The following is a 12,630-nucleotide window of genomic DNA, read 5'->3' as shown; positions in this document are numbered from 1 at the left end:
GCTTAACCGGCGTAGGGGAGGGAAGAGTGGTGCAACACTATGCGGACCTTGCCGTCATCCCCCTTCTTGAAGCCCCAGGTCTTGTCGACCGTGGTCTCCTTGTTGTCCCTGTCTGTCAGGTGAACCTTGCCCATGGTCAGGGCCATGTCGCCGTTGATATAGACGGCAGCGTTGTCGTAGTTGTAACTTTTCCAGTTCTTGAGGGCGAAGCCGGTGTCGGCGGGATAGGCCTTGTTGTTGCCGACGAAGTAGGCCAGCGCCCCTTCCTGATTGATGCGGAAGGTCTGTTCGCCTCCGGCCAGGGTGGGCTTGAACAGGACAGGGCCATTGTTGTAGCCGTAGGCGCTGTCGAGCACTGTCGTGGCCGTCGTTTTGGCCTTCTCTATGCCGCCGGTGCGGTAGTCGTCGCTGATCTGGATCAGGGCCTTGCCCCAGGCATCCTGCGCGGCTTTGATCTCGGCTTCAGTGATGTTGTTGTTGGCGATCTCGGCGGCACTGAGGGAGCCGCTGGCGGCGAGCAGAACGAGGACAAGGCCGTATTGCTTGGTAAATGACTTCTTGGTGAGCAACTTCATGCGGTCATGACTCCAGGTTGGGTTTCGCGTTAAGGAGACCGGAGTTTATCTGTCGGCGATGAATAAAAATTGAACCACCCGTTCAGTCGCGAGTAGGGAGGGATCGGCATAGCTCCCGCCTCCTCTCCTCTCAGTCTCACATGTCCCTCCTCAACGGGCGCGCAGCAAGCTGCGGCTGGCCGGGGTTGCCGCCAGCAGCCGGTAGGCGAGCAGGGAGAGGGTGATCAAGGCCGGTACCTTCATAAGTTCCCACCAGAGCAACTTCCCCTGCGGGCCAAAGATCATCAGCCACACCACCAGCATCATGTGCAGGCAGTAGAGACCCAGCACCCTGGGTGCCTGGCGTTCCAGCCAGCTGCCCCTGCCCCAGCCTGGGTTGGCCAGCAGCAGGTCGAACAGGCCCAGGCCCCAGGGGAGCGAGCCGAGCAGGAAGTCGTGGCGACTGAGGGGCACGTCTGCGAAGTACAGCAAGCCCCAGGCTTCCAGTGCATAGATCCCCATACCCACGCTCAACAGCAGGGCGCTGCGCCGGGTGTCCGGCCGCCAGTGACGGGCCCGCAGCTCGGCGCCCAGCGCCACGAAAATCGAGGAGAAGAAGGGACCGTTGCGGGTCAGCAGGGCCCACTCGCCCCCCAGCAGCGGCTGGCCATAGGAGCCGCCGAGCAAGGCCAGCAGGTAGAGCAGGACACCGAGCACCAACGCAAGTCGGGGCCGCCCAATCCTGTGACACAGTGCCTGCAGCAAGACGGCCAGCATCAGGGCGGGCAGGAACCAGAGGTGGATCATGCCACCCACCCACCAGGCATTGAGGGGATCCCCCAGCTGCATCTGCCACTGACTCGCCATGGCCGGCAGGTAGCCTTGCTCAATCGTCGCCAGCGGGTTGAAGGGCATCAGCAGATAAATGAGGCTCCACACCAGCCAGAGTCCCAGCAGAGGGCGGCAGTAACGCAGTGCTACCGTCATGGGGTTGCCTGCGACGAGGGCTGGTTGCAGGAAGTAGCCGGCGCAGAGGAAGAAGAGCGGGACCGCGAAGCGGCACAGCTGGTTGATGACGCCCCCCAGCCAGAGGTAGAGGGCGTCATTCCACAGTGTGGGGTCGAACGGATTGCTGAAGGGGGAGAGGTGAATGGTCATCACGGCCATGATAGCCACTACTCGCCCGCACTCTATGCTGGAGATGCGCATTATGCCTGCTGCCGTCTGGAGTCGAGGCCGCACCCTAACAGTCGCGAGCGGCCCCCATCCAGTCACGGCGCCGACAAGTGTGACCCCCATCGGCAGCCGGTTACCCTTTGTTACTTCGGCGGCGAGCGGGGTTACCGCCCGTGAGAGCCTGATCCCGCTTTGGTGTCGGTAAATGGGCTAGAGCAGAGCGACCAGCACAGTGGCGACGGCGCCGGTCAGCAGCAGGGCTATGCCCCTGCCGGCCGGGCCGTGCAGCTTGTTCCACATCAGCAAACTGGTGAGAGCCAGCAGCAACATGGCCAGCGCCGCCAGATCGCCGAGCAGCTGCCAGGAGAGGCCGGTACCCATGCCGCGATGCAGCCGGTTCAGGCTGGCGGCGAAGTTGGCCTGCTGCAATTCGGTGCGAACCAGCAGGGTCCCCTCCACATAGCTGGCCGCCACGCTCTGGCTGAGGGTGACGCCGCGCATCTCCCAGCGGGCCGGCAGTGTGAGGGGGCCCATCGGGGTGGGCAGGGTCTGGGCCGGTGTGATCATGGCGCGTCCCTCCTCAAAGCCCTCCGGATAGCGCTGTTGCAGCAGGGTTTTCAGCTCGTCCGGGCTGGTCAGCGGCGCATTCAGCCCTATTTCCTCGCTCGACTTGTCGGTGTGGGGGCCGGGAATGGGGAGCACGGCCCTGTGTTGCAGCCAGAGGCCGGTCAGGCCGTAGAGCAGCATCAGGGTGAGGGTGGCAAAGCCGGCCCAGGCATGGATGCGGCGCACCCATTTGTTGTTGTGAAGAGGGAGTTTTTTGCGTTTCATATTTTGCGCTTCATAAAAATCTGGCCAGCAATCGCTGGCCAGGGGTCATCTGTGATGGAAGGAAGATCAGAAACGGTAGGCTGCGCTCAGATTCAGCTGACGGGGCGTGCCCGGCAGGATCTGGGAGGCACTGGTGGCGCTGACGAAGTATTCGTGGTCGGTCAGGTTCTCGGCGCTCAGCTGGGCTTCCCATTGCTGCCAGCGGTAGCCGGCGCGGGCATCGAAGCGGGCATAGCCGGGCAAGGTGGTGGTGTTGGCGTTGTCGGCGAAGCGATCGCCTACCGCAGTCACGCCGGTTTCGCCGAACCAACCCTGCTGGCCGCTCTCATAGCCGGCAAACAGCTGGCCGTTCTGGCGGGAGACGTTCATCGGCCGCTTGCCCTGCAGATCCGCATCCGCCTTCACCTGCTCGGCATCCTGAATGGCGATGCCACCGCGCAGGTAGAGCTCGTCGGTCAGCTGGGCGCGGGCACTCAGCTCTATGCCATCTGTGCGCTGCAGGCCGGTGAGGGTCACCTTGGTGGGATCCAGCGGGTCCTTGCTGCGCTTGTTGTACATCTCCAACCGATAGAGAGAGAGGGTGGTCGCCAGGCGGCCATCCAGCCAGTCGCTCTTCACGCCCCCCTCATACAGTCGGGTGTTCTGGGGATCCAGAGCGTTGTTCTTGTCCCCCGGTGTGATGCCGATAAGCTCCCCGCCAACCGGCGTGAAGGTCTTGCTGTAGGAGGTGTAGAAGGCGTGATCCTCGAGGGGATTCCACACCAGCCCCAGCCGTGGGCTCAGGCTGGTGACCGAAAGGGTCTCTTCCTTGTTGAGGTCGTTGCGGCGGCTGGTGACGGTGAAGTCGTCGCGGCGCAAGCCGCCTACCAGATGCCAGTCACCCAGGCTGAGTTGATCCTGCAGATAGAGGCCGTAACCGCGCACCTTGTGGTTGGCGTCGCTGGATAACTTCATGGCGCCATCATAGGTGGGCAGTGAGCCGGGATCGTAAAGATTGCCGGCCGAGATGGGGCTGGCGTTCTGGTAGAGCTTGGGGGTGCGCTCCTGCCAGTTCTGCTCGAACCCGATCAGCAGACGATGCTCGACGGGGCCGGTCTGCAGCTGGCCTTCGGCCTCTGTGTTGCTGATCAGGCTGTTGGCCTTGAGATCCTGCTGCCAGCGGGCACGGGTGACCTGATCCCCTTTGACGCTGGTGACATAGGTGTTGTCGAACTGGCTGTCGAGGGTGCTGTAGCCCAGCTGCTGGCGCAGTTGCCACTGATCATTGATGTCCCAGGAGAGGCGGGAGCGAGTAGATTGCGCCACGTCGTCGATAAAGTCGCGGCGGGTGTCGCTGTAGACATATTCCTTCGGCACGTCGGCCGGACGGCCATTGACGCCGGGAATACCGCGATCCGGGGTGCGGTCGTGGGCATTGCGCTCGTACTGTACCAGCCAGTTCAGCTTGTCGCTGATCTCCCAGTTGACGGAGGGGGCCAGCAGGGTGCGCTTGCTGGTCACGTTGTTGCGAAAACTGTCCTTGTCTTCCTGTGCCAGGTTGAGGCGCAGCTGCACCCGTTCACCCGCCTCGGCATTGAGGTCGGCGGCCACGCGCCTGGTATCGAAACTGCCCACCAGGGCGGTTACGCTGGACTCCTGGCCCTTCTGCGGTTTCTTGCTGACCCGGTTGATGATGCCACCCGTGCTGCCACGGCCGTACAGCACCGCCGCCGGGCCCTTGAGCACCTCGACCCTCTCTATGTTGCCGAGATCCCGGGTGTACTGCATGTCATCGCGAAAGCCGTCCAGATAGAAGTCATTGCTGGCACTGAAGCCACGGATATTGACGCTATCGAAGCGGGTGTCACCGCTGGCGTTGACCCCGGGAATGCCGGTCAGGGCTTCGCTCAGGGTGGGTTGGCCGAAGGCGGTCAGTTCGCTGGCCTTGACACTGTCGATGGCCTGGGGAACAAGCTTGGCCGGGGTGTTGGTGCGGGTCGCGGTGGCGACCTCTTCATGCTGGCTGCGTTTGCCGACGACCGTCATGGTCTCGTCTTCGGCGCGGGCGCCGGCACTCAGGGCCAGCAGAGCCACGCCCAGCAGGGCGCGTGGGTGATTCGGTGTGTACATGTTGCGTGTTGACTCTTGAGGAAGCGACCTGATGGTCTGAACTTATTGATTTATTTATAATTATTGGTTTCTCTCATCTGAGAGGATGCTAATGATATTGATTTTTATTAGCTCTGCAACATAAAGATGTGATGCAAATATGCAGGGGGATCGGATGGAGCGCACATGACGTCAGGCCCGTGTGGTTGGGGGTTGAGGGTATGGGCAGAAAAGTCCGGTGCTATGGCGCCAGTTGCTTGCCCAGCACCAGTCGCGGAGCCGGATCCGTCTGCAGTGGTATCTCTTGCAGCGGCGTGCCCTGCAAGTGGCGGTGGATGATGCTGGCCGTCATCCGTCCCAGGGTGTCATAGCTGCTGATGGTGCTGACGGTGCAGTCGTGTTGGACAAACTGCTCGGCGCTGCAGATGGTGGGGATGCCCGCCTCGTTGAGGGCGGCCAGCAGCTCGGGGGCGATGGAGAGCAGATAGCTGTCGGCGGCAAGGAAGACGATGCTCTGTTTCGCATCCTGCTGCAGGCGCTTGAGCTCGTTTGTGAGCCGCCGTTTGTCCGGTGCTATGCGCCAGGTCGTGAGGTCCCACTGGTAGCGCTTGGCTTCACGCAGCAGCAGTTCAGCGGTCAGCAAGGTGTTCTGCTCGCGGGGGTTGAAGGGCAGCAGCAGCCCCTTGCTGTTGGGCAGATGTTTGCGGGCGTTGGCGAGCTGGAGTGCCATGGGCACCAGGTTGCTGGAGCCGGCCACCATGGGGTTGTCGCTTCGATCTTCTGACAGGATCCCTGCCCCGACAGGGTCAGACACTATATTGAAAATCAGTGGTTTGCGCTCACCGATCAGACTCTTGACCATGGTGGTAGCCGTGGTCCCGAAGCTGTAGATATAGTCGTATTGGGCGAGGGAGGGCAGCAGTTGCTGGCGCAGCAGTGTCGCCAGAGCAGAGCGATCCTGATTGGCGTTGAAGGTGATAAAGGTGGGGTTGTATCCCAGTCGGATCAGTTCGGCACGAAAGCCCCGCTCGGCATCGGTTTCACCGCGCCACAGCACCATGGCGATGGTCAGCGCCTGAACGGGAAGGGTGAGCAACAGGCAGCAGCAGACAAGCAGGCGTAACAGCATGGTGATCTCCTCTTCATGGTTCTGTTGAGCCTAGATCATGGCTGGATGCCGGGTTGACAGGGGGCCACAAAAAAATGCGCTGGCATAAGCCAGCGCGTTGTTTTTCTTGCTGAAAACCCGACTTAGAAGTCGTAACGTGCCGCCAGCTGGAAGTCATCCTTGTTGGCGGTTGCTTTACCGGCAACGCTGTCCAGGTTGTTGATGCGGTACTCGCCGATGACGCGCAGGTTCTTGTTGAACTTGTACTGGGCGCCGAGGGTGTAGTAATCCAGATTGTCTTTCTTGGTACCCGCCTTGTCCTGTTCCTGCTTGTTCCACAGTGCCATCAGGCCGAAACCGTTCTCGAAGTTGTAACCGAGCGCGGCTTCCCAACCTGTGTGGTCGGTGCCGGTGGCCAGGAAGTCGGTGCCGTCGGCATAGCTCAGGGCGGCATAGACGGCCTTGTTGTCGTATTTGGCGGAGATGAGCCACAGCTTGGCATCTTCTTCACCGTTCTTGTCACGGATCCCCACGTTGTAGGCGGTACCCAGTGCCAGATTGAACGGGAAGGTGTAGGCCACGGCGGCACCGTAGGCGGCATCGCTGTCCTTGCTGGTGGTCTCTTCGGTATCACCGCCATCGAACTTGTAGCTGGTGTCTATCTGGAAGCCGTTGAACAGGCCGGAGTATTTCAGCACTGAACCGGCGCGGTTGGTGGCGAAGGTGTCGGTCTTGGCGCCGAGGGCTTCGTTGCCATAGCCATCGGAGAGGGAGACGTCAGTCCAGTCGGCCAGGAATCCGGGGGCCCCCTTCTGGCGACCGAAGGTGATGTTGCCCCAGTCAGCGCCCACACCGGCGAACGCCAGGCGGGTCCGCAGGTTGTCCGAGTTGTCGCTGATGGTCTTCTCGCTGTCATTGATGTACATCTGCACTTCGTACTGGGCCAGCGCCTTCAGTTGGCTGTTGATCTGGCTATCCACCTTGGCGCCGAAGCGGACAAACTGGTTTGCACCCTGCTTGGCACTGTAGTCATGAGTGCCATTCGGGTTTGCAGTGTCGACCCCTTCCTTCTTGTCACCGAAGAAATGGCCAGCGTAGATACGTCCATACAAATCCACCATCGTGGTGTCGTTTTTGTACACTTCAACGGCCTGGGCCTGGAAGGCCGCGGTGAGAGCCAGTGCCACTACAGTCAGCTTTTTCATCTTGATCCCTTGTTGCAAGCTTTTGTTTTAAAAGACGGGGCCATGCTAGGCAGGGGGAATGACGGCGGGGTGACAATCCCGTTAAGTGTCGATGGCGGTTTGATGTCAGTTTGGTGACGGTCCGGGATTTGTGTGACCATCCGCCACTTTTGCGCGCAAAGGTTTGCCCTTGTGATAGAATGCCGCCCGTTTTCGAGCTCCAAAGGTTGGATATGCGATGAGACGTGAACTGGCAATCGAGTTTTCCCGAGTGACGGAAGCGGCTGCACTGGCTGGCTACAAGTGGCTCGGACGTGGTGACAAGAATATCGCCGATGGGGCGGCCGTAGCGGCCATGCGCCATATCCTCAATCAGATCCAGATCGATGGTGAGATTGTGATCGGTGAAGGTGAGATCGACGAAGCCCCCATGCTCTACATAGGCGAGAAGGTGGGGACCGGGCTGGGTGATGCCGTGGATATCGCGGTCGATCCTATTGAGGGTACCCGCATGACCGCCATGGGCCAGGCCAACGCCTTGGCTGTGCTGGCGGTCGGCGACAAGGGTTCCTTCCTCAAGGCGCCCGACATGTACATGGAAAAACTGATCGTGGGTCCCAAGGCCAAGGGGGCCATCGACCTGGATCAGGCCCTCGAGCTGAACCTCAAGGCCGTGGCCAAGGCGCTGGGCAAGCCGCTCTCCCGCCTGACCGTGATCACCCTGGCCAAGCCGCGTCACGACAAGGCGATCAAGGAGATGCAGGGGTTGGGCGTGCGGGTGTTTGCCATCCCTGATGGCGACGTGGCAGCGTCCATCCTGACCTGTCTGCCGGACAGCGAAGTCGACATGCTGTATGGCATCGGCGGCGCGCCGGAAGGGGTGATCTCGGCGGCGGTGATCCGTGCGTTGGATGGTGACATGCAGGCTCGCCTGATGCCTCGTCATCAGGTCAAGGGCGACAGCCCGGAAGTGCGTGCGCTGGGCGAGCAGGAAATTGCTCGCTGCGTGGAGCTTGGCATCGATGTGACCAAGGTGCTCAAGCTGGAAGATCTGGCCAAGAATGACAACGTCATCTTCTCGGCGACCGGCATCACCAAGGGTGATCTGCTGGACGGTATCACCAGCGATGGCGTCATGGCGACCACAGAGACTCTGTTGATCCGTGGCAAGTCGCGGACGATTCGCCGCATCAAGTCGATCCACTTCCTGGAGCGCAAAGACAGCGTGGTGCGCGACATCATTCTGTGATGCGCTGACGCTGCTGTTGAAAAAGCCCGACGGCTGTTGCCGTCGGGCTTTTTGTTGTCTGGGAGGTCGCTATTTCAGGGAGCGCCGGGATAAGGCTAAGGGGAATCACGGCTCTTTGCTAGACTGGTTCGCCACGCACAGGAAAGCGTTACATGGAATGTCGTCAAGGTTGTGGTGCCTGCTGCATCGCCCCCAGTATCAGCAGTGCCATCCCGGGTATGCCCGCCGGCAAGCCGGCCGGTGTGCCCTGCGTACAGCTAGACATGCAGCTGGGTTGCAAGATCTTCGACCAGCCTGATCGGCCGGCGGTTTGCGGTGGTTTTCGACCCATGCAGGATGTGTGCGGCTTTCATCGGGAAGAGGCCATCTGGCTCATCGGTGAGCTGGAGCGACAAACGGCATAAACCGGCTGCGGCGTAAAATCAGAGCAGATCAGAAGAAAGAGAGGCCGCAATCGCGGCCTCTCTTTTTGGGTGGTATCCGTCAGCGGCACCCGGGTCAGACGTCGGCCAGGGCCAGGGCCTGACGATAATACTCGTTGGCCTTGTTGGTGAGCCGGCGCTTGTCCATTACCTGGCCAAGGGCGTGGTAGATGGCGGCGCTCGGTGCCTTAGCCACTTCCTGTTCCAGCAGGCGCTGGGCTTGGTCCAGCTGACCCGCCAGCAGATAGATCTGGGCCAGGGCCGCCTCGACACCCGGTTGATCCTGTATCTTCTGCAACAGGGTCAGCACCGGCTGGTAGCTCTCCAGCTTGAGTTTGGGCAGACGAGCCAGCAACTGGGGGGAGACCTGCTTGCGCAGCGCGTCCAGCCAGAGTTCGGCGGCTTCGCTGTCGGCGCCGAGCTCACGCAGGCGATCGCCGTAGGCGGCCAGCAGATCCGGATCCTGGCGCAGCTTGCGGGGCAGATCCTGCCAGACAGGGCGCAGGGTTTCGAGTGCGTCACTGGCAGCCTTGAGCCGACCGGTCCAGGCCCGATGCAGCAAATCTTCTTCCTGTTTGGGGGTCAGCTTGCCCACCTTGTGCAGCACGGGGATCAGGTCGATGAGTGCCGCCCAGTCCTCGCGCGCCAGATGTACCTGACGCAGCTGATCCAGCACCATGGGGTGGCGCGGGTTGAGGGCGTAGACGGATTCCAGCATGGCCAGCGCAGTGTCGTACTGGCCCTGCTCAATTTGCAGCTGCGTCTGGGTCAGGGTCAGTGCCAGCTCGGCCTTGGGGTTCTCCTCCTGCGCTTTTTGCAGGTATTGATCCCGGCGTACGTCGTCGCCACGGGCCTGGGCGGCCTTGGCGGCACTCAGATAGTTGAGCAGCGGGGTATCGCTGTTGCTGGCGCCCTTGAGCATCAGCTTCTCGGCCTGGCTGTAGTGACCTTCGGCCATGGCCAGTGTCGCTGCCACCGTCTGCTGGTTGGCCTTGCGGCGCCGGCGCGAACCGTACCAGCCCAGCGTCTTGCGGCGCAGACCGAATACCCTGCCCAGCAGCCATTCGATGACAAGCAGGGCGCCGTAGAACAGCACAGCCAGGATCACGGCACTGGTGACAGAGGACTCTACCGTGTAGTTACCCAGGGCAATTAGCACATACCCCTTGTTGCCGGATGCTTCAGGGCCAAACATCAGCCCGGCTATCATCACGGCCACCAGAACAATCAGACGAATCATGGTGCCCTCCTCAGTTGCTGGCCAGAATGCGTTGCAGGCGCTCGGTCAGCACCTCTTCCAGCATGGCTTGGGTCTTGAAGCGATCCGGATAGGTGAACTGGATCTGCTCGCTCTTGAGCTTGTCCAGCTCGGACTGCATGTAGTGAGTGGCGCTGTTGTCGATATCGAAATACTGGGTCAGCCAGCGCTGTGCCTTCTCCAGGCTGTCGTCATACAGTGCCTGCTGCTCGCGGTAGACGGCGAGCTGGGCTTGCAGCAGCTTGGTCTTGAGGTTTTCGCGCAGGAAGATCTCCTGCTGCGGGGAGAGCAGGGCTTCCACGGCGCCATCGCGGCGACGTATGGTGATGAAGTTCTCGGTGAACTTGACCCAGTTCTTCTTCAGGTTGCTTTCCCACTCGTCCGGATTGGTGCTGACGGCTTGATCCGGCTCGGTCTTGGCTTCTGGCATGCTGACGGTGGAGAGGGGCAGCAGCTCTATCTGGTCAGAGAGGGCGGCCAGTTTCAGAGTCAATCCTTCACGGTCGATGCGCGGCATCCCCTTGAGCTGGGCTATGTCTTCCGCCAGCGCCTTGCGAATGGGCATCAGGCTGGGATCGTTGAGCGCCTTGATCCGCTCGTCGGCATTGCCAAGCAAGGTAATGGCGGAGATGAGGTCATGTTCCAGCCACAACTTGCGGCCCGCCATGCGTACCAGGTATTCGGATTCGGCCAGCATCCAGTCGTTGGGACGCTTGTCGTTGAGATCCAGCACCCGATTCTGCAGACCCTTGAGCTCTTCTTGCAGTTGCTGCTGGGTTTTGCCCAGCGCACTCAGTTGCTCGCTATCCTTGCTGTTGCTCTGATCCAGCTTGTTCATGGCCTCGGCCAGTTGCTGCTTGAGCTGATCCAGTTCCCCCTGCTGAGCCACGGCGCTCTGGTGGCCATGCAGGTAGAGACCGCCAGTCAGGCCGAGGGCCAGCAGTATGGCAACACCACCCAGCAGAACGCCGGAGCGGCTCTTGCCGCCATTGACCACGGCGGTCGGCTGGGGCTTGACCTGGGATTCTTGTTGTTCAGTCATTCCATCTTCCTCAGTTCCAGAGCGGCCGTCAGGGCCTGGTTGGATGCACCCTGGGCAATCGTGATATGGGTAAAGCCCGCCATCTTGGCCATGTCGGCCACGCGGGGGCTGGGCACCACCAAGAGGCGGTCATAAAGCCAGGGCTGCTGCGGGCCTGGCACCAGCTCCAGCAGCCGTTGCAACAGTTCACCACTGGTAATGAGCAGGCTGTCGAGCCCGGCTGCCTGCCAATGGCGAGTCAATGTGTCCCCGTCGAGTTCGGGGTAGTGGCGCTCATAGGCCGCACAATAGTGCACCAGAGCACCGCGTGAGGCCAGCGTCCGGGCGATAAGATCCCGGCCCCCGTTGCCTCTGAGTATCAATACCCGCTTGCCGCTCACCTGTTGCAGGGCGGGCAGGGCCAGCAGCCCTTCGCTACGGGGATCGTCAGGGCAGCTCGCCTCTATACCGACGTCGGCGAAGGCATCCGCGCTGGCCTGGCCGACCGCAAAGTAGTCAATACTTGGCCAGGTCTGACCAGTTTGCAACAGAAAATGATGAGTGAAATGAACTGCATGCACGCTGACTGCGATGACGATATCGGCCAGGGGCAGCAGTTCGGGCAGGCGGGGGAGTTCGCTGCCCGCTGCCGTTTCAAGCAGTGGACAGCAGAGCGGTGCGTGGCCGTGCTGGCGCAGCAGTTGCACCAGCTCGGCGGCCTGAGCGGCCGGGCGCACCACCAGGGGTATCATGCCCGGTAGACCTCGGCCAGGATAACGTCGGCACCGGCCGCCAGCAGACGCTGGGCCAGGGTGTGGCCGAGGGCCTCACCGTCTGCCAGCGGACCGCGGATCTCGTCGTGGATCACCTGACTGCCATCCGGGCTGCCCACCAGACCGCGCAACCAGACCTCATCCCCCTGCACCAGAGCGTAGGCGCCGATAGGGACCTGACAGCCCCCTTGCAGGGCGCGGTTCATGGCTCGCTCGGTCAGCACCCGTATCCGGGTCTCGGCGTGCTCCAGCGGTGCCAGCAGGGTGTGCAGCTCGTGATCGTCGAGGCGGCATTCGATGCCGACCGCCCCCTGACCGTTGGCAGGCAGGCTCTGCTCCGGCTCGATGAAGGCGGTGATGCGATGTGCCATCTCCAGACGCTTCAGGCCGGCGGCGGCGAGAATGATGGCGTCATATTCACCGGCATCCAGCTTGGCGAGACGGGTATTGACGTTACCACGCAGGTCGCGGATCACCAGATCCGGGCGGGCGGCCCGCAGCTGACACTGACGGCGCAGGCTGGAGGTGCCGACCACGGCGCCCTGCGGCAGTGCTTCTATCTGGCTGAAACGGTTGGAAACGAAGGCATCGCGCGGATCTTCGCGCTCACAGATGGTGTGCAGGCCCAGCCCTTCCGGGAACTCCACCGGCACATCCTTCATGGAGTGGACGGCGATGTCGGCTCGGCCCTCCAGCATGGCGGTTTCCAGCTCCTTGACGAACAACCCCTTGCCACCCACTTTGGCGAGAGGGGTATCCAGGATCTTGTCACCCTGAGTGCTCATGGGCACCAGCTCGACCTGCAACTCGGGGTACAGGGCTTCCAGCCGGTCTTTGACGAAGTTGGCCTGCCACAGGGCCAATGGGCTCTTGCGAGTGGCAATTTTCAGGGTTCGGGCTGCCATATCAATCAGTTGTTTCATCTTTAGAAGGAAAACGATCTTACCACCCTTTGCAGGGGCTTTC

12 protein-coding genes are annotated in these 12,630 nt (G+C 61.5%); 2 read left to right on the top strand and 10 right to left on the bottom strand.

Annotated elements, in window-relative coordinates; genetic code table 11:
- Positions 1-2: 2 nt before the first annotated feature.
- The 6 genes from GWQ29_RS14750 to GWQ29_RS14725 form a co-directional block, all read right to left on the bottom strand.
- Positions 3-575, bottom strand: coding sequence for a hypothetical protein (locus GWQ29_RS14750; protein WP_005316227.1), 573 nt, complete (start codon positions 573-575; stop codon positions 3-5).
- 150 nt (positions 576-725) lie between these two features.
- Positions 726-1,763, bottom strand: a complete 1,038-nt coding sequence (locus GWQ29_RS14745; protein WP_275919731.1) for an acyltransferase family protein — start codon at positions 1,761-1,763, stop codon at positions 726-728.
- Positions 1,764-1,940: 177 nt separating this feature from the next.
- Positions 1,941-2,561, bottom strand: coding sequence for a PepSY-associated TM helix domain-containing protein (locus GWQ29_RS14740; protein WP_275919730.1), 621 nt, complete (start codon positions 2,559-2,561; stop codon positions 1,941-1,943).
- A 66-nt stretch (positions 2,562-2,627) separates the two neighbouring features.
- Entirely contained in the window at positions 2,628-4,670 is a 2,043-nt protein-coding gene (locus GWQ29_RS14735; RefSeq protein WP_275919729.1) for a TonB-dependent siderophore receptor, read from the bottom strand.
- Between the two features lie 220 nt (positions 4,671-4,890).
- The gene (locus GWQ29_RS14730) at positions 4,891-5,778 is read right to left on the bottom strand and encodes an ABC transporter substrate binding protein (protein ID WP_219598279.1); all 888 of its coding nucleotides are present in this window, start codon (positions 5,776-5,778) and stop codon (positions 4,891-4,893) included.
- Positions 5,779-5,900: 122 nt separating this feature from the next.
- Entirely contained in the window at positions 5,901-6,962 is a 1,062-nt protein-coding gene (locus GWQ29_RS14725) for a porin (RefSeq protein WP_021138938.1), read from the bottom strand.
- Between the two features lie 217 nt (positions 6,963-7,179).
- Here GWQ29_RS14725 and glpX point away from each other — a divergent pair, with 217 nt between their 5' ends.
- Both glpX and GWQ29_RS14715 read left to right on the top strand, forming a co-directional pair.
- The gene (gene glpX, locus GWQ29_RS14720) at positions 7,180-8,190 is read left to right on the top strand and encodes a class II fructose-bisphosphatase (protein WP_005316208.1); all 1,011 of its coding nucleotides are present in this window, start codon (positions 7,180-7,182) and stop codon (positions 8,188-8,190) included.
- Positions 8,191-8,342: 152 nt separating this feature from the next.
- The gene (locus tag GWQ29_RS14715) at positions 8,343-8,594 is read left to right on the top strand and encodes a YkgJ family cysteine cluster protein (protein ID WP_005316205.1); all 252 of its coding nucleotides are present in this window, start codon (positions 8,343-8,345) and stop codon (positions 8,592-8,594) included.
- Between the two features lie 94 nt (positions 8,595-8,688).
- Here the strand turns inward: GWQ29_RS14715 and GWQ29_RS14710 are convergent, their stop codons facing one another.
- From GWQ29_RS14710 to hemC, 4 genes are read right to left on the bottom strand one after another with little or no spacing between them, the layout of a single operon-like run.
- Positions 8,689-9,852 carry a heme biosynthesis HemY N-terminal domain-containing protein gene (locus tag GWQ29_RS14710; RefSeq protein WP_275919728.1) on the bottom strand — a complete coding sequence of 388 codons (1,164 nt, stop codon included), beginning with the start codon at positions 9,850-9,852 and terminating at the stop codon, positions 8,689-8,691.
- Positions 9,853-9,862: 10 nt separating this feature from the next.
- Positions 9,863-10,912: a uroporphyrinogen-III C-methyltransferase gene (locus GWQ29_RS14705; protein WP_275919727.1), complete on the bottom strand. Its 1,050-nt coding sequence runs from the start codon at positions 10,910-10,912 to the stop codon at positions 9,863-9,865.
- Positions 10,909-11,643, bottom strand: a complete 735-nt coding sequence (locus tag GWQ29_RS14700) for a uroporphyrinogen-III synthase (RefSeq protein WP_275919726.1) — start codon at positions 11,641-11,643, stop codon at positions 10,909-10,911. The genes GWQ29_RS14705 and GWQ29_RS14700 overlap by 4 nt, the downstream gene beginning before the upstream one ends.
- Entirely contained in the window at positions 11,640-12,569 is a 930-nt protein-coding gene (gene hemC, locus GWQ29_RS14695; RefSeq protein WP_005316194.1) for a hydroxymethylbilane synthase, read from the bottom strand. Before hemC ends, GWQ29_RS14700 begins: the two co-directional genes overlap by 4 nt.
- Positions 12,570-12,630: the final 61 nt, after the last annotated feature.

Source organism: Aeromonas sp. 2HA2, from assembly GCF_029237345.1.
Classification (GTDB): domain Bacteria; phylum Pseudomonadota; class Gammaproteobacteria; order Enterobacterales; family Aeromonadaceae; genus Aeromonas; species Aeromonas salmonicida.
The sequence above is the reverse complement of the archived record's forward strand: the minus strand, read 5'-3'. Positions and strand labels throughout refer to the sequence as shown.